Consider the following 15,601-nt stretch of genomic DNA (forward strand, 5'->3'; position numbering starts at 1 on the left):
AATCAGCTTTCCGGCGATTTGCCATCTTCCTTGCCCGGGGGCTGCGGCGGTCTGCTCTATCCAGGCACCGCGAAACCGGTGGCCTGGAATCGAGTGGGAGGCGCAGGCCATGACAACGACTACCCGCCACGGCGTTCCGCTGCTGGACGCGGCGCAGCGAGCGAGGATGCGGCCGGAACTGTCGGAGGTGATCGAGTACCGCAAGTCCGGGCTCAGCCTGAACTGGATCGTGGGATGTCCGTTGGACTGTGGATATTGCGTGCGGCATCTGTTCGACAACTTCGAGATGAAGGTACCGCGCGCACTGATGGACGATCGCGAGGCCGCCGATCTGCTGACCGGTCATCGGTACTTCCGGCCGCACGTGACGCCGATCCAGTTGCTGAATCGGGCTACCGATCCGATGCTGCCGAGGGTCAAGCAGCACACCTTGAACATGCTGAAACTGCTGGATGCGCGCGGGCTGACCAATCATGTCCTGGTGATCACCCGGTGGCGGATCGAGCCAGAGGACTGCACGGTCTTGAACACGATCGAGAATCTCAAGGTTACTGTGCTGGTGACTCATTCGGGCATCGATGATCCCCGTGTGGAGCCGGTGGACTCGGCGATCGCGGCGCAATCACTGACGACAGCGTTCGAGCGCGCGGACCGGTATCGGGTGGTGCTGTACTGGCGGCCGATCGTGCCGGGGCTCAACGATTCGGACGAGCATCTACGCCGCGCGCTCGCGCTGAGCCACCATGCGCATGCGACGGTGTTCACCGGGCTGTTCTTCAAAGACCAGATCCGCGACTACTACCGGGCGAACGGATTGCCCGAACCGTATTCGGACGGTGCCCGCCGCAAGGTGTTCCCGGAGGAGTTGGAGCGGCGGATTCTCAAGGCTGCCGCGGGCGGTCGGCCCGGTTCGCCGTTGTTCCGCAAGACCAGTTGCGCTGTGGCATACGCTCACGAAATCGCCGACTACAACGGTCATTACGGCATTCGCGAACTGTGCGACATTTGCCCAGCAACGCAGCGGCAGCGGTGCGCGCGGGCATGGCGACGGCCCGATGAACGGCATGTCGCCGATCAGGCCGCCGATCTTGGCGGCACTCTCGTAGAGGTCAACGACCGCGCTGTGATCGTGGCCGGGCTGGATGAGCAACGGCGTTATTTCCTGCAACACGGTCATGGCTACCAGGTCCATGACATTGACAAGCCACACCACCACTACCGCCACGGCCGCGCCGATCTCGGCTGGCCCACCACGAAGGAGAACACGCGATCATGACCCTGACTCCGTTCCCGAACGCCCTGCACGAGCGGCAGTTGGCGGTGGTCGATGTGGAGGGTAACGGGCAGAACCCGCCCGAGATCATCGAAATAGCGGTGTTGCTGATCGATGGGCCGACAACTCCGGATGCGTTGCGGGCGTGGCTGATCCAGCCGCAGCAACCGGTGACCTCGATCGTTACGCGCAAAGTCCACGGAATAACCAACGGCGACCTGGCCGACTGCCCGCCCTGGCATGACGTCGCCGAGGAGATCGAGGAAGCCCTGTGCGGGCGGGCGCTGGTCGCCCACAACGCAACTGTCGAGCGCAAAGTTCTCGCAGCACATCTGCCGGACTGGAACCCGCCGCTCATCCTGGATACCTTGCGGCTGGCCAAGACGGTCTGGGCGGGGTTGGACTCGTATGCGCTGGACAAACTCATCGAACGCGGCAACCTCGACACCGATTCCGTTGCCGGACAGGGCTATCACCGGGCCGGTTACGACACGTGGGCCGCGTGGCAGTTGCTGTGCGCGCTGATCACCGATGGCGACCTGGAGTGGCCTGAATTGGTGACTGCGGCTGGTCTTCCCGAATTCCTCCCTGCCCCAGAACCTGAAGGAGGTTTGTGGTGAACACCCTCGATCAGCCGGTCACCGTCGCGGTGGTCGGTACCCATTCCACCGGTAAGAGCACCTTCCTGGCCCGGCTGGCTCATGAGCTACGCCGCACGGGCTTGCAGGTCTCCACGGTCGCGGACCTGGGCGAACAAGCCCAACGTATGGGGTTGCCGATCCTGTGGAATCACACCTGGACCTCGACGTTGTGGATCATGACGCGCGGAATCAGCAACGAACTCGAAGCATGGCTGCACGGGGACGTGGTTTTGGTCGACCGCGCGGTCCCTGATGCGCTCGGCTACCACCGGGCCGCGCTCGAGTATCGCGGTGAAGCCTGCACCCCGGAAGGATTGGCGCATCTGGAGATGTTGGCCCGAGCCCACCGCGACCGCTACCACCTCGTCTTCCGCACCCAGCTCGACCCAGATATTCCATTGGGTACCAACAAGGTTCGCGACGGTAACCAGAAATTCAGGGCATTGGCCGACCGTCATGTCGGGGCTGTGATGACTGAATTGGCGCTGCCCTGGCTCCCGCTCGCCGCCGATGGGCACGCGGTGGCGCTGACCCTGGCGACCAGCTTTGTCGCCGAGCAACTCGGCGACGATGCACTCCCCGGCCCTGCCAGCGCCACCGCGTGAGCATCCGACAGCCCTTCGCTCGCAATGCAGCTGGCGGTTATTGGTGGTGAGAGCATGCAACCCGCAGGACCTGATGTCCCAGATGGCGACCGCAGCCCCAAAGCGCAATCAGGAGCTGCGCTGGTGGCAGGAATTTGCGCGCACCATCAAGCCGTCTGGGGTGGGCTGGCATTGTCATCGCGACCTGGTCGATGGTCATCGGGGTGCCTGGCCAGCATCGACCACACGCTGCCCCAGGTGCCCGTAGTCCGGTTTCCCCCGCGGCGGCGGCTGGTGCCTGGTCAGCGAGTGTCACACCGGTGTGCGATCGGCCTTGTATCCGGTTCGGCGTTTGAGACCGATAGAGCCTGAGTTTGTTTCTGCTCTGACGATAATTTCCCATTCTCTCCGCGCGAGCGGGGTTTTTTCGTCGTTATTCCCGCGCTGCACGAAAGGTCTTCCCGAAAGGAAATGATTGACATGAGTATCTTCTCGCGGCGTTCGCGGGGGGCGCTGCATTATTCGACTCCTACGCCGGGTATGCGGGAAACGCTGGCTGAAGAGATATCGAAGGATAGGCAGTCGGCCAGGTTCCTCACCGCCGAGGCGAACGGCTACATCTTTGCGTGTTGCTTGCGTGTGGTGGCGCAGTTGGGTGTGGCGGATCTGCTGGCGGATGGGCCTGTGCACGTCGGGCATCTGGCCGCGCGTGTCAGTGCCGATGAAGAGGCGCTGTATCGTGTGTTGCGGTTGCTGGTTACCCGGGGGATTTTCTGCGAGACAGCGACCGGAGTTTTCGTGCTGATGGAGCGGGGGGCATCGCTGCGTTCCGATTCGAGGTTCGCTTGAGCTGCTTGCGGTGAAAGCCGCACGGGCAGTTCTGAGGTAAGGACGGCGCAGCAATGCGTCGTCCGTACCCGACCGCCCCGTGGGATGCCGGGGTGGTCGGGAAGCATGCCTGTCAGCGGCGGGACGGGCCAGGATTGCCAGATGGTCCAGTTCCGACAAGCAAGGCGGAACGGCGTATGAGAGGCACGACACCGTCGTGCAGATACGCGCTGCTATCCAACCCAGAACCGCCAGGTTCGACGACCCGGCGTGGCCGACCCGGCCGCGTCGGTGATCTGCCGTGGCGTCAGCACGCGTCTGTCCGTTCCGGAGGCCGCGACGGTGAGCATGGCCCGACCGATTTCCCGGTTGTCGTTGACCGCGTTCGGGGCGAGTCGTTTGAACAGCGGGATCAATTGTCCCGTGATCGCGTACACGATCCGGTACAGCCGGGTCTTGGACACCACGCCCTCCATCGGCTGGACGAATCCGGGCCGAAACATGTATGCGCGGAAGGGCAGTGCGAGCAAATCGTTCTCGGTCTTCCCCTTCACTCGCGCCCACATCGATCGGCCTTTCTCGGTGCTGTCGGTGCCCTGACCGGAGACGTAGATGAAGGTGAGGTTCGGATTCGCGGCTGCCAGCGTCCGTGCGGCCGTCATGGTCAGGTCATAGGTAATCCGGATGTAGTTCTGTTCTTTCATGCCGACGGAGGAGACGCCGAGGCAGTAGAAACAGGCGTCGAATTCCGGCAGCTCGTCGGCGATCGCGGACAGATCTGTCGGATCGGGCTCGACCAGCTCGCGCAGCTTCGGATTCTCGATGCCCAGTGAGCTGCGCACGATAGCGAGGATCTGGTCGACGCGGTTGTCCCGGAGGCACTCGTTGAGAACGCCCTGCCCGATCATGCCGGTCGCGCCGAAGAGGATCACTTTCATGGCGGACATCCTTCCCAGTGGGTCATTGCTCGGTATTGCGCGGGGTTGAGGCGCTGAGCCCGGCTGACCGGTCGAGGGTATAACCGTTGATCAGGGCGGTCAGGATGTCAGTGACCCGGGGGCCGACGTCGATGACAGCGTGGGTCAGTTCCGGGTCGGTTTCATAGAAGGCTCTCAAATGGGTTCCGGGCGCGGCCATTTGCCACAGTGCGCCTGCCATGACTGTGGCTGTGAGGACCACGTTCGACGCCTGGTCCGACGGCAGCTGGGTGATCTCTGCGATCGCCGCGGCGACTTCGGCGGTGTCTGCGATGGCGCGGAGCTTGAAAGTTCGGAGGGCGGCGAGTGAGACGTTGCGCTCGAGGTTGAGTGGAGTGTGGGCGAGCAGGTCACAGAACAATGGCCGCTCGACCAGCGACTGCGCCAGCACGGTCGCGATGGATTCCGCGATCTGCAGCCCCGGCCGGCCGTCGACGGGGCTTGAACGCGGGATGGCGGCCAGCCGACTCCGGACGGCTACCGACCATTCGTCGTAGCCGGTGGCGGCGAGCTGCAGGTAGATCTCCTCACGCGTCTCGAAGTAGCGCAGCAGTGCTGATTTGTGCATACCTACCTCGTCCGCGATCGCGGTCAGGGTCACTTCACGGACTCCGTGCAGCGTCGCCAGATGTGCTGCCGCAGTAAGAATTGCGTTCTCGCGGAGGCGTTTCGCTTCAGGCGTGCGGGCACGTTCGAAATTTGAACCAACCACAGTTCACTATAACACAACGGCGTTGCGATATTAGCGGAACGATGTTTTACTAGAGCCGTGACGACGCATACGTGGTTCATCACCGGTTCCTCCCGCGGCTTCGGTCGCTCCCTCGCTACGGCCGCTCTGGCTGCTGGTGATCGCGTCGTCGCGACCGCTCGCAAGCCCGAGCAGCTCGATGATCTGGTCGTGCAATACGGCGATCGCGTGTTCCCGGTTGCGCTGGACGTCACTGACGCTGCTGCGGCCGAGTCGGCGTTCAGTGCGGCGCAGGAGCGCTTCGGGCGGGTCGACGTTGTGGTCAACAACGCCGGTTATGCGAATATCGCGCCGGTCGAGACTGCGGACGAGGCGGACTTCCGGCGGCAGTTCGACACCAATTTCTGGGGTATCTACAACGTGTCGAAGGCGGCGTTGCCGATCCTGCGGCGGCAGGAGGGCGGCATCGTGATCCAGTTCTCCTCGATCGGTGGCCGGGTAGGCGGAACTCCCGGTCTGGGCTCCTATCAGGCGGCGAAATTCGCAGTCGACGGCCTGACCCGGGTGCTGGCCGCTGAGACCGCGCCGATGGGCGTCCGCTACCTCGTGGTCGAGCCGGGTGGGTTCGCAACCGATTGGGCGGGTGCATCGATGGAGATCGGCGCTGTGCCCGAGGGATACCAGGCGACGGTTGGCGCGATGGCCGACATGTTGCGTTCGGGGACCAGTCAGATCGGTGACCCCGACCGTGCTGCGGAGATCCTCGTACGAATCGTCAAGGCCGACACGTTGCCTACGCACCTGTTGTTGGGCGGGTACCCGGTGCAGGCGGCTCTGGACTACTCACGCAGCCAGATCGATGAGGTGACCGCCTGGCAGGCCGTGTCGGCTTCGGCTGACCAGGGCGCGCAGTACCCGGTCGACCTGCCCCCGTCGAAGTAGACGTGATTGCCGAACCGGCGACCATGCAGATCGCCACGCGGCATGGCACCGTCTCGGCGCTGTCGTATGCCCCTGCCGCACAGGACCTTGCCCGACAGCACACCGGCGATCAACGGCCGCCGGCGCATCGGATCATCCATGCTGGAGCGTTCATCGTCCGGCTGCCTGAGCAAGAAGACAACATCGCTCGCTATCTAGCTTTCGAGGTGGGTTGCCGTGTTGTGGTGCCTACTACGACACTGCCCCGCTCGCGCGGTTCCCTGTCGCGGAACAGCAGTGCGACGATGTCTATCGCTGGGGCCATGACAACGCCGACCGTATTGGTTGGGATTCGGCTCGCATCTCGGTCGGCGGATGCAGCGGCGGCGGCAAGATCGCATTCAACGTCGCACTCATGGCAATCGACGACGACTACCCGCACCCCATCGCGATGTCCGCCGAATCCCCCGTACTCGACCTGACACTCGACGACACCGCGCGCACCTCGCCGAAGAAGCGGCCCTGTGGTCTCCCACCGGAAAACTCGTGGCCACACCCTGTTTGCACGTGCTGGCGAAGGCTTACGCGGCATCTCGTGCTTCCTGGTCGACAAGGACATCCCGACTGAGCTTCGGCGAACCCGAGGAGAAGATGAGCCTGCCCGCCGTGCCCACCATCAGCGCCCACTACGACGACCCTGTCGGCGACCGCGCGTTCGATACCACCGGTTCGCTCGTAGTCGACCGGGCTGGCGACCTGGCAGAGGGTGACCCTGCGGTGTCGGGCAAATGATGGGCAGCTGGTCGGTCAGTAGGGATACGCTGTGTGTTAACGAAGATTTAACATTGTATTGCTGGCTGTCGGTGACGCTGGCGGATGGTGTGCAGCTGATGAACGAGGATGATTCGTTTCGGACGGTCCGTGATGTGTTCGACCTGGTCACGGGGGAATTGGCGGCGGCCGGGTTCGAGGATGCCGAGGAGATCGGGCGGGGCGGGTTCGGCGTGGTGTACCGCTGCATGCAGGCGGAGTTGGACCGGACGGTTGCGGTGAAGGTGTTGACCGCCGAGCTGGATACGGACAACCGGGAGCGGTTTCTGCGCGAGCAGCGGGTGATGGGCCGACTGACGGGGCATCCGAACGTCGTCACGGTGTTGCAGGTGGGTGCCACGGCAAGTGGACGTCCATATCTGGTGATGCCGTTTCACCCGCTGGACTCGTTGGATGCGCGGATCCGTGGGCAGGGCCCGTTGTCGGTGGAGACCGTGTTGTGGATCGGGGTGAAGATAGCTGGGGCGTTGGAGACCGTGCATCGGTTGGGCATCGTGCATCGGGATGTGAAGCCGGGCAATATCCTGCTGACTGACTACAGCGAGCCCGCGTTGACCGACTTCGGTATTGCGCGCGTCGCTGGGGGGTTTCAGACCACTGCGGGCACCCTGACCGGGTCCCCGGCGTTCACCGCCCCGGAGGTGCTCGAGGGCGCAGCTCCGGGCCTGGCCGCGGACGTCTACGGGCTGGGGGCCACCTTGTTCTGCGCGCTGACCGGGCACGCGGCGTTCGAACGGCGTAGCGGTGAGAACGTTGTGACCCAGTTCCTGCGGATTACCACTCAGCCGGTGCCGGATCTGCGGGAGAGCGGCATTGCCGAGGATGTGTCGGCGGTGGTCGCAGCCGCGATGAACCGCGATCCGCACGAGCGGCCGACGGTGGTGGAGCTCGGGGAGATGATGCAGCAGGCGCAGGGTCGGCACGGGTTTACGGTGGAGGAGATGGCGTTGCATGCTGAACCAGCTCGTGAGCGGGGGGATCGGAAGCCGGTCGCGCCGGGCTGGCGTCCGTCGGTGCCGGCGATGTCCCCGGGGAGCGGTAGATTGCCGCTGGAGTTGTCCAGTTTCGTAGGCCGCCGCAGCGAGTTGGCGGTGGTGAAGAATCTGCTGTCCTCGGCACGGTTGGTGACCTTCACCGGGATCGGCGGGGTCGGCAAGACCCGGTTGGCGTTTCGGGCAGCGGCGGCCGCGCGTCGGGATTTCGCAGACGGGGTGCGGTTGGTCGAGTTGGCCGAGGTGTCCGACCCGTCGCTGCTGGTGGATGTGGTGGCGTCCGCATTCGGGTTGCGCGACGATTCGGTTCAGCCGTTGGCGCAAGTTGTGGTGGAGTTCTTGGCTGCGCGGGAGTCCTTGGTGGTGTTGGACAACTGTGAACAGCTGGTGGTGGCGGTGGCGGAGCTGGTGCAGGCCTGGTTGCGGGCCTGCCCAGATCTGCGGATCCTGGTCACCACCCGCGAACCGCTGGACATCGCCGGGGAGGCAGTACTGCCGGTATCGCCCCTGCCGGTACCGGATCCGGATCGGGAGCTGTCACCGCGGGAACTGCCCCGATCCGATGCGGTGACGTTGTTCGCCGACCGTGCGACCTCGGTGGTGCCGGGTTTGGAGTTGTCCGACGACAACAAGGCCACCGCGGCTCGGATCTGTGCCAAGCTGGACGGATTGCCGCTGGCGATCGAGCTGGCAGCGGCGCGGATGCGCACGATGTCGCCCGAGCAGATTCTGCGGCGGCTCGACGATCGGTACGGGTTGCTGACCCGCGGCAATCGCAGCGCGCCTACACGGCAGCAGACTCTTCGATGGTGTGTGGACTGGAGCTACCACTTGTGCACCTCTGCAGAGGGCCTGCTGTGGGCCCGGTTGTCGGTGTTCACCGGTGGGTTCGAGCTCGATGCTGCGGAACAGGTGTGTGGTGTCGGTCTGTCTCCGGGGAGCGCGCTGGATGTGTTGTCTTCGCTGGTGGACAAGTCGATCGTGATCCGGGGCGAATCGGACGGCGCGGTGCGCTTCCGGATGCTGGAGACGGTCCGGGACTACGGTCGGCACAAGCTGCGAGAGTCCGGCGAGGAACAGCAGTTCCGGCGTCGGCACCGTGATTGGTTCCAGCGGTTGGCGTTGGACGCGGAGGCCGAATGGATCAGCCACCGACAGCCGTATTGGATCGCCAGGCTCAAGCGCGAACTACCCAACCTGCGCGACGCGCTCGAATACAGCCTGGCCGAAGACACCGAGCAGGCGGCCGCAGCGGGACTACGGACCGCCGCGGCACTATTCGGATTCTGGATGTTCCGGGGTCTGTTCGGCGAAGGTCGCCGCTGGATCGACCGGCTCCTGGACCACCCTGCCCGACAATCGGTTCCCGATCGTGTCAAAGCGCTCCATACAGGCTGCATCATGGCGGCCCTGCAAGGCAATGTGCCGGCGGCGGCCTCCCTCGCCGAAGAGGAACATGCGCTCGCCGATCAGGACCCCACCCCGATGACCCAGGCATTGACCGCGTACGCCGACGGCACCGTGGCGGCCTATCGCGGTGAACTCGCTCGAGCGTCCACCTTGCTCCAACGTGCCGTTGAGATGCTCAGCTCGGACCGGGAGGCACTACGCTCCCCGGCTACCCTTGCGCTCGGTTGGGTGCACCTAGGGGCCGGTGGCATAGAACAGGCGATCGAGTGTTGCCGGCGAGTGATTTCCACTACCGAAGCGCGCGGTGAAACGCTCTACCGGTCGATCGCCTTGTGGGGCTTAGGCCTTGCCGCCTGGCAGCAAGGCGAGCGGAGCCCGGCGATCGAACTGCTCGAGAACGCGCTACGAGTCAACCGGCGTATCCGCAGCCCGCTCGTCGCAGCATTGAGTCTCGAAACGCTGTCCTGGGTCGTTGCCGCTGATGGTGACGCCCAGCGAGCGGCTGCCCTGATGGGAGCCGCACAGGACCTACAGCGGTCCATGGGCGATCCAGTGATCATCTTCCCGACGTCGCATCACCACGATGAATGCGTTCGGACGACGCGATCAGCCCTCGGTGCTCGCGCGTTCGATACGGCCATCCGCACTGGTCGAGCGATGGGAATGAATGAAGCCACAGCCTATGCACTGGGCGAGCAATCCGCTGACACGCGCAGGCCGGGCCCAGCTGTGGCGTTGACCAGGCGTGAGCGGCAGGTCGCAGAACTCATTGCCCAAGGCCTGACTAACAAGCAGATTGCCGCCAAACTGGTGATCTCCCAACGTACCGCTGAGGGCCATGTCGAGCACATTCTGACCAAGCTCGGATTCACCTCCCGAGCACAGATCGCGGCCTGGATCGTAGAAGACAATGACGGGCGTCGCCGCAACTAGTGCCGCGTCCGAGAAGGTTGATGTTGAAACCCCGACCCGGTGGTGGCGGGTTGATCATCGGGCCGTGACCGGTGATGCTGCCGGTGGAGGTGGTGCTGGTGGCTCGGAAGCCGGATGTGTTCGTCAGGCAGGTGACGCCTGAGGAAGGCCGCAAGCTGGCTCAAATCGCGCGGCGCAGCAAGGTGCCGGTGCGGATGCGGCGCGCGGTGGTGGTGATGGCCTCGGCGCAGCATCAGCCGGTCGGGCTGATCGCGAAACTGATGCAGGTGTCGGAAGCGTATGTGCGGCAAGTGATACACGACTTCAACGAGAAGGGGTTCGACGCCCTGGACCCAAATTGGAGCGGGGGCAGGCCGGCGAAGACCGATCAGGCGGCGCGTGATCGGATCTGTCAGATTGCCCGGTGCCCCGAGACCTGGGCTGGCCGTTCTCGACGTGGAGTCTGTCGAAACTGGCGGAAGTGTTGCGGATCAACAAGATCGCCGACCTCAGCCGCGAAACGGTCCGGCAGATCTTGAAGACCGGTGGGGTGTCGTGGCAGGCGATGAAAACCTGGAAGACGAGCAACGACCCAGACTTTCAAGCCAAGATGACGCGAGTCCTCGACCTGTACGACCACCCGCCTGCCGACGGGCGGGTGGTGTGTGGACGAGTTCGGCCCGCTCAATCTCCAGCCACGTGCCGGCAGGGGCTGGTTCCCGAAACGGCGACCGACCCGGTTACGGGCGACCTACAACCGCACTCAGGGTGTGCGGCACATGTTCGGGGCCTTAGATTTGGCCACCGGCCAGTTGTACTACCGGATCCGTGATCGGAAACGGTGGAGTGAGTTCCTGGCGTTCTTGAAGTCGCTGCGGGCGCGGTGGCCGGGTCAGAAACTGTATGTGATCTGCGACAACTACTCGGTCCACAAGCGGGCCGAGGTCCGGGCATGGTGCACGGCCAACGCAGTCGAGCTGGTGTTCTTGCCCACCTACTCCTCTTGGCTGAACCGGATCGAGTGCGAGTTCGCCGCGCTGCGGTACTTCGCGCTGAACGGCACCGACTACCGCAGCCACGGCGAACAAGACGACGCGATCGGCACCTACATCCGCTGGCGCAACCAGCACGCCGGACCCGTCCGCGACTTCGCCGTCGGATCCAAGATCCGTTACCCGGATTACCTACCGAACGTTGCGTGACACGGCGCTAGGATGATTGACTGCTCGGCCGCTGCCCCCGAGCGGTCTAGCGGTCTACTGTGCAAGTAGCTGGAGTATCTCCGCTGTGCCTTCTGTAGGACGCATCGCGGCAAGCTCCCAGGGGGTCTTCCCGCCCGAGCAGCCTGCCTGCGGCCCCATCCGAACATCGACCCGTGCTCCGGCCTGCAAGAGGACTTGGACGCACTCGGGTGAACCACGCTCTGCTGCCGCGCACAGCGGTGGCCACTCAGCCGGCAGATCCGGGTTCATGCCATGGTCGAGCAGTAGCCGCACCGTCTCGGTATGACCTTTGTCCGCAGCCTTCGAAAGAGCTCTCGGCTCCGCTTCGATGCCCTGGGCCAACATGTAAGCGATGATCTCGGTTCTGCCCCACTCCGCGGCCCAACCGAGAAGAGTGCCTACCGGCGTAGTGGCACTTGCCAGGTTGATACCAGCTTCGTGAGCGCGGCGCACCTCGTCGGTGTCGCGACGTATGACAGCCATGACGAGATCGAACTCTTCTGCACCGAGCACCACTTCAGTATGCCTTGCCTCGGCCTTCGATCAGCGCTTCGTCACCTTGGCCTGCAATTTCGATACCCGCATCGCCAGCCGCCCAATCAACCCGCCTCGCCGATTATCCTGCCGACCTTTCTCGACACGGCACTAGCCGCGACTGCTCGCGTCAACGCTTTCGCGATCACCTTCGCCGACCGCTGGCCCTACATCCAAACCTACTGAGGAACAACGCCGGAAGCACTGTTAGGGCGAGCGAGATGGTCTCGGGAGGCAAACACAGTGGATCTCGGGCGCTCGGATTCAAGGTGTCGGCGGAACAGTTCGGTCCGCGGACACTGGTGGAGATGGTTGTGGCCGCTGAGGAGCATGTTCGATGGTGCGACGGTGTCGGATCATTTTCGGCCTTGGCGGCACATCAGCGGTCACCCGAGGTGGGGATAAGTGCTAGACAGGAAGTCGTCGATCTGTCGCCGCATGCTCGGGTGGATGTCGTACTGGTCGAGTTCGTCGGGCTGTACGTACGCAACGCCGTCTGCCTCGGCATTGATGCTGGGCTCGCCGTCGACGGCTGTTCCAATGTAGGTGTTCTCGTATTGCTGGCGTGCCTCGCCATCGGTGTAGGCGATGATGTGGTTGGGGTTGCTGTAGATGCCGAGGAAGCCGGTGATCTGTGCGATGATGCCGGTCTCTTCGTGGCATTCGCGTAGGGCGCACTGCGCTACGGTTTCGCCGAGGTCCATCGCGCCGCCGGGCAATGCCCATTGTCCCGTGTCGCGGCGGCGCTGCAGCAGGATGGCTCCGGAGTCGTCGGTGACGAGTAGATTGCAGGCCACCACAAGCGAATTCGGCTTGGGGGCTTGTGGGTCGTAGTAGTACTCGATCCTGCCCACGGTGTGCGGTCCTCCCATCCGGTTACGCGGCAGCTCTCACGTATCGGCGCTGTCGGTCAACCTACCGGCCTGTCCGTCCTCGCTGCACACGGGACAGATGCGCTCCAGCTATGCTGCGAGCCCCGCACCGGCCACAAGGAAGCGGTCCCACTCCGACCGAATGCGGAGTGGGACCGCTTGATTCGTGCGGTACGCAGTCGGGGGCTGCTACGCCCTTGGCCGGTTGAATTCCCCGCTCTGTACGCCTGCGGCGAATGCGTCCCACTCGCTCGGAGTGAAGACCAGCGCGGGACCGGTGGGTTCTTCGAGTCCCGAACGCCGACGTGACCACCGCTCAGCCATGCCACCTCGATGGAGCCCGCGCGAGCGGGCTGCGGCACGAGGGCTCGCCTTCCTGCCGCTGCCCAGTGAGCCGTGCGGGCGGCGCAGCAGTGCAGGATGCACGCGCGGGTTTGCGAGGCGTTCGACGCCTTCGGCATCAACCCGTGCCTGCCGCGTCAGTGCCTCGAGGGTGCGTACAACTGTTACGTCGACCGGGTGAATGCATCGGTGACGGCCCTGCCGGTGATGGAAGTGCCCTTCGAGTACTGCCGTGTCGACCCCGGCCCGGTCCCCGAGCCCGTGGGCCGGATACTGCTGGACCTGCACCACTATTGCGACGAGCGCTCGTGCCGAGCCAAACAACGTGGGCAGCAAGGGATTACATACGACGCGGCATCGAATCCGGTGCCTGAGTGCCGGGTGCCCGAGGAGCGGATTGCTCTGGTTGTGGATCGTGTCGTGGCCGCTGATATCGCGCTGCAGATGGCCAAGCACGCGCTGCGGACCGAGCAGGCAGAGGCGAGCGCGGAAATGATCGCCGCGACAGCCGAGGTCGCATCGGCTCGCCGCGAGCGCGACGCGCTATTTCTGTATGGGCTTCCCGACGACGGCACCGTTCCGGCTTCGATGGTGAGGGCTTTTGGGATGTCGCTGCGTGAGGTCCGGCGGCTCGTGCCGGTCTGCGTGCCCGCATCGCACCGCCGGGAGTGCGCGACAGGTGGCCGGTGACGGCTGTGCCTGGCTCGTGACCTCGGCAGGAGTGCACGCGGATGTGGAAAACCATGAACCACGAGTGGGGTGAGAATGTTGGATCCTGTTCGGCGGTCGTTGGGCCGCCGCCTGCGCACTCTTCGGATCGCTGCTGGTATGAGTCAAAGCGCGGCGGGAACAGCGGTGTTCCTGTCCCCGCAGTCCATCGGCCGGATCGAGGACGGCCAGCACACGCGAGTGTCCAACCTGCACATCAACGCCCTGTGCGACCTGTACGGGGTCACCGGGGAGGGCCGCGAGGTCCTCCTCGGCCTGATACAACAGGCGCGCGAAGCCCGGCGGTCGGCCAGGCAGGGCTGGTGGAGTCCATTCACTGATCTGTTGTCCTCGGACGAACTGAATCGGCTTGTGTTCGAACAGCACGCGATATCGGGAACGGCATTCGGCAGCACCCTGGTACCGGGGTTCGCGCGCACCGCTGACTACCGCTGTGCCCTGGAGCGGATTCTGCACCCGTGGGATTCGTCCGCCGATATCGGCCGGCGGGTTGAGCTGGCCGAGCAGCGCTGGAAAAGACTCCACAGCAATGACTTTCAGGCGCGCATATACATCCTGGAATCGGCGCTGCGGCACGTGCTAGGTGGACCGGGGGTGATGCACACTCAGCTGTCGCATCTGGTGGAGATCAGCGCGCGGCCGACGGTCTCGATCCGCGTCGTTGGCCGAGAGGTCAACAGTCATATCGGGTTTCATCTGGCCACTTTTTGTTCTGCTGGAGGTCGGGGTGCTGATGGCTGGTGAACCGCCCGAGCCGCCAGAGGTCTTCATCGACGGTGTCCCTGGGGCCCTGCGTCTGCAACGGGAGGGCGACATCGGCCACTACCTGGCCGCTAACGATGAACTGAGTCAAATAGCCATGTCCGAGAACGCCTCTCGCGCCATCCTGAGCGAGATCGCCGAGGATTATCGAGCGTAGAGACCGTTCCCGTTCCAGGGCGCCGCCTGACCGATTGCTGAGCCAGCCAGACCGGACGGGCCGGACTGCCAGCGCGCGTGGCCCGGCGAAGTCCCCGGCTATGACTGGCAGCAGGACACTCCTGGTGCTCCAGCATCACTTCGTGATGTTGTTGGGTAGCATGTGGTTTCGTGCGATCGATCGGAGTCACCCGCACCGCGCGACGTCTGTTGAGCGGCACCGCTTGTCTGCACCCGGCTTGATCGAACTGGGCAGACCCAACCCGGCCATCGCTCATACCACCGGCGGTCCCACCGGACAGCGCGAGAGGATCCAGTGGACACCATCGAAGACACTGCCCTGACGTTGCCCGACGGCTCGCAGATCACCTTGCGCCACGCGCTCATGGAAGACGTGCCGGCGATCGTCGACCTTCTGGTAGATGACCCGCTCGGCCATACCCGCGATGGAGCTACCCGCGATGGGGGATACGGTCCCTACGAGCGAGCGTTCGCCGAGATAGCTACGGAGCCGAACCAACATCTCGTGGTCGCAACTGATGGTCGCGCAGTGATCGGGACCTTCCAGTTGACGTTCATCACCGGTTTATCCCTGCGCGGAACTCGCCGCGCCCAGATCGAAGGCGTACGAGTTGCCCAGACATATCGCAGCTGCGGCCTGGGCACGGCGATGATGAGGTGGGCGATCAGTGAGTCAGCGAAGCATCGGTGCACGCTGGTTCAGTTGACCTCCGATAAGACCCGAACCGACGCGCACCGCTTCTACGAGCGGCTCGGATTCCAGGCCACCCATGAGGGCTACAAAATGAAACTGTGATCGATCGGCCTGCGGGTCTCCGCTCGCAGCCTGTTCCCGTATTCGCCGGACTGCGGCTTTCATTGAACGCCAATCTGGGGTCCAGCCACTCGGCGAGCCGCCCTTC

18 protein-coding genes and 3 pseudogenes are annotated in these 15,601 nt (G+C 64.2%); 16 read left to right on the forward strand and 5 right to left on the reverse strand.

Translation table 11 applies throughout. The features are described from left to right. Positions 1-109 precede the first annotated feature (109 nt). The 4 genes from ON40_RS35160 (at position 110) to ON40_RS35175 (ending at position 3,347) form a co-directional block, all read left to right on the forward strand. The gene (locus tag ON40_RS35160; protein ID WP_040829606.1) at positions 110-1,276 is read left to right on the forward strand and encodes a radical SAM protein; all 1,167 of its coding nucleotides are present in this window, start codon (positions 110-112) and stop codon (positions 1,274-1,276) included. Next, positions 1,273-1,893 carry a 3'-5' exonuclease gene (locus ON40_RS35165; RefSeq protein ID WP_051194051.1) on the forward strand — a complete coding sequence of 207 codons (621 nt, stop codon included), beginning with the start codon at positions 1,273-1,275 and terminating at the stop codon, positions 1,891-1,893. The genes ON40_RS35160 and ON40_RS35165 overlap by 4 nt, the downstream gene beginning before the upstream one ends. After that, on the forward strand, positions 1,890-2,519 hold the full coding sequence (locus ON40_RS35170; RefSeq protein ID WP_063713151.1) for an AAA family ATPase: 630 nt from the start codon (positions 1,890-1,892) through the stop codon (positions 2,517-2,519). The genes ON40_RS35165 and ON40_RS35170 overlap by 4 nt, the downstream gene beginning before the upstream one ends. Before the next feature lie 459 nt (positions 2,520-2,978). Further along, positions 2,979-3,347: a methyltransferase family protein gene (locus tag ON40_RS35175; protein WP_157186619.1), complete on the forward strand. Its 369-nt coding sequence runs from the start codon at positions 2,979-2,981 to the stop codon at positions 3,345-3,347. A gap of 212 nt (positions 3,348-3,559) precedes the next feature. On the opposite strand, the gene ON40_RS35180 is transcribed toward ON40_RS35175, so the two are convergent. Then, on the reverse strand, positions 3,560-4,264 hold the full coding sequence (locus ON40_RS35180; protein ID WP_051194054.1) for an NAD-dependent epimerase/dehydratase family protein: 705 nt from the start codon (positions 4,262-4,264) through the stop codon (positions 3,560-3,562). Between the two features lie 22 nt (positions 4,265-4,286). Then, on the reverse strand, positions 4,287-5,015 hold the full coding sequence (locus tag ON40_RS35185) for a TetR/AcrR family transcriptional regulator (protein ID WP_051194053.1): 729 nt from the start codon (positions 5,013-5,015) through the stop codon (positions 4,287-4,289). Positions 5,016-5,072: 57 nt separating this feature from the next. Between ON40_RS35185 and ON40_RS35190 the strand changes: the two genes are divergently transcribed. The 6 genes and pseudogenes from ON40_RS35190 (at position 5,073) to ON40_RS53760 (ending at position 11,262) form a co-directional block, all read left to right on the forward strand. Continuing rightward, a complete protein-coding gene (locus ON40_RS35190; RefSeq protein WP_040829609.1) occupies positions 5,073-5,936 on the forward strand; it encodes an SDR family NAD(P)-dependent oxidoreductase in 864 nt (287 codons plus the stop codon). A gap of 211 nt (positions 5,937-6,147) precedes the next feature. Continuing rightward, positions 6,148-6,357, forward strand: a pseudogene (locus tag ON40_RS56280) (alpha/beta hydrolase fold domain-containing protein); the annotation flags it as partial. 109 nt (positions 6,358-6,466) lie between these two features. Continuing rightward, positions 6,467-6,611 (forward strand): annotated as a pseudogene (locus tag ON40_RS52565) (acyl-CoA dehydrogenase family protein); the annotation flags it as partial. Between the two features lie 194 nt (positions 6,612-6,805). Continuing rightward, positions 6,806-10,081, forward strand: coding sequence for a protein kinase domain-containing protein (locus tag ON40_RS35195; protein WP_040829621.1), 3,276 nt, complete (start codon positions 6,806-6,808; stop codon positions 10,079-10,081). 74 nt (positions 10,082-10,155) lie between these two features. After that, a complete protein-coding gene (locus tag ON40_RS54050) occupies positions 10,156-10,599 on the forward strand; it encodes a helix-turn-helix domain-containing protein (protein ID WP_169541954.1) in 444 nt (147 codons plus the stop codon). A 126-nt stretch (positions 10,600-10,725) separates the two neighbouring features. Next, a complete protein-coding gene (locus ON40_RS53760) occupies positions 10,726-11,262 on the forward strand; it encodes an IS630 family transposase (RefSeq protein ID WP_245568133.1) in 537 nt (178 codons plus the stop codon). 54 nt (positions 11,263-11,316) lie between these two features. On the opposite strand, the gene ON40_RS56285 is transcribed toward ON40_RS53760, so the two are convergent. Next, complete coding sequence (locus ON40_RS56285) at positions 11,317-11,766, reverse strand: ankyrin repeat domain-containing protein (protein WP_373282026.1); 450 nt, start codon at positions 11,764-11,766, stop codon at positions 11,317-11,319. Here ON40_RS56285 and ON40_RS53480 point away from each other — a divergent pair. Continuing rightward, entirely contained in the window at positions 11,722-12,003 is a 282-nt protein-coding gene (locus ON40_RS53480) for a hypothetical protein (protein WP_169541955.1), read from the forward strand. The genes ON40_RS56285 and ON40_RS53480 overlap by 45 nt on opposite strands. 35 nt (positions 12,004-12,038) lie before the next feature. Next, positions 12,039-12,207, forward strand: a pseudogene (locus ON40_RS54980) (hypothetical protein); the annotation flags it as partial. On the opposite strand, the gene ON40_RS35210 reads toward ON40_RS54980, so the two are convergent. Both ON40_RS35210 and ON40_RS54985 read right to left on the reverse strand, forming a co-directional pair. Beyond that, complete coding sequence (locus ON40_RS35210) at positions 12,204-12,689, reverse strand: NUDIX hydrolase (RefSeq protein ID WP_245568134.1); 486 nt, start codon at positions 12,687-12,689, stop codon at positions 12,204-12,206. The pseudogene ON40_RS54980 and the gene ON40_RS35210 overlap by 4 nt on opposite strands. A 189-nt stretch (positions 12,690-12,878) precedes the next feature. Next, complete coding sequence (locus tag ON40_RS54985) at positions 12,879-13,013, reverse strand: DUF397 domain-containing protein (RefSeq protein WP_373282025.1); 135 nt, start codon at positions 13,011-13,013, stop codon at positions 12,879-12,881. Positions 13,014-13,109: 96 nt separating this feature from the next. Here ON40_RS54985 and ON40_RS35215 point away from each other — a divergent pair, with 96 nt between their 5' ends. From ON40_RS35215 to ON40_RS35230, 4 genes are all read left to right on the forward strand, one after another. Then, positions 13,110-13,721 carry a hypothetical protein gene (locus ON40_RS35215; RefSeq protein WP_169541956.1) on the forward strand — a complete coding sequence of 204 codons (612 nt, stop codon included), beginning with the start codon at positions 13,110-13,112 and terminating at the stop codon, positions 13,719-13,721. 99 nt (positions 13,722-13,820) lie between these two features. After that, positions 13,821-14,504, forward strand: coding sequence for a Scr1 family TA system antitoxin-like transcriptional regulator (locus tag ON40_RS35220; RefSeq protein ID WP_157186621.1), 684 nt, complete (start codon positions 13,821-13,823; stop codon positions 14,502-14,504). Then, positions 14,494-14,679 (forward strand): hypothetical protein, encoded by a 186-nt coding sequence (locus ON40_RS35225; protein WP_157186622.1) that lies wholly within the window; start codon positions 14,494-14,496, stop codon positions 14,677-14,679. The genes ON40_RS35220 and ON40_RS35225 overlap by 11 nt, the downstream gene beginning before the upstream one ends. A 315-nt stretch (positions 14,680-14,994) precedes the next feature. Continuing rightward, positions 14,995-15,495 carry a GNAT family N-acetyltransferase gene (locus ON40_RS35230; protein ID WP_245568135.1) on the forward strand — a complete coding sequence of 167 codons (501 nt, stop codon included), beginning with the start codon at positions 14,995-14,997 and terminating at the stop codon, positions 15,493-15,495. Positions 15,496-15,601 lie beyond the last annotated feature (106 nt).

The organism is Nocardia jiangxiensis NBRC 101359 (assembly GCF_000308615.1).
Taxonomy (GTDB): domain Bacteria; phylum Actinomycetota; class Actinomycetes; order Mycobacteriales; family Mycobacteriaceae; genus Nocardia; species Nocardia jiangxiensis.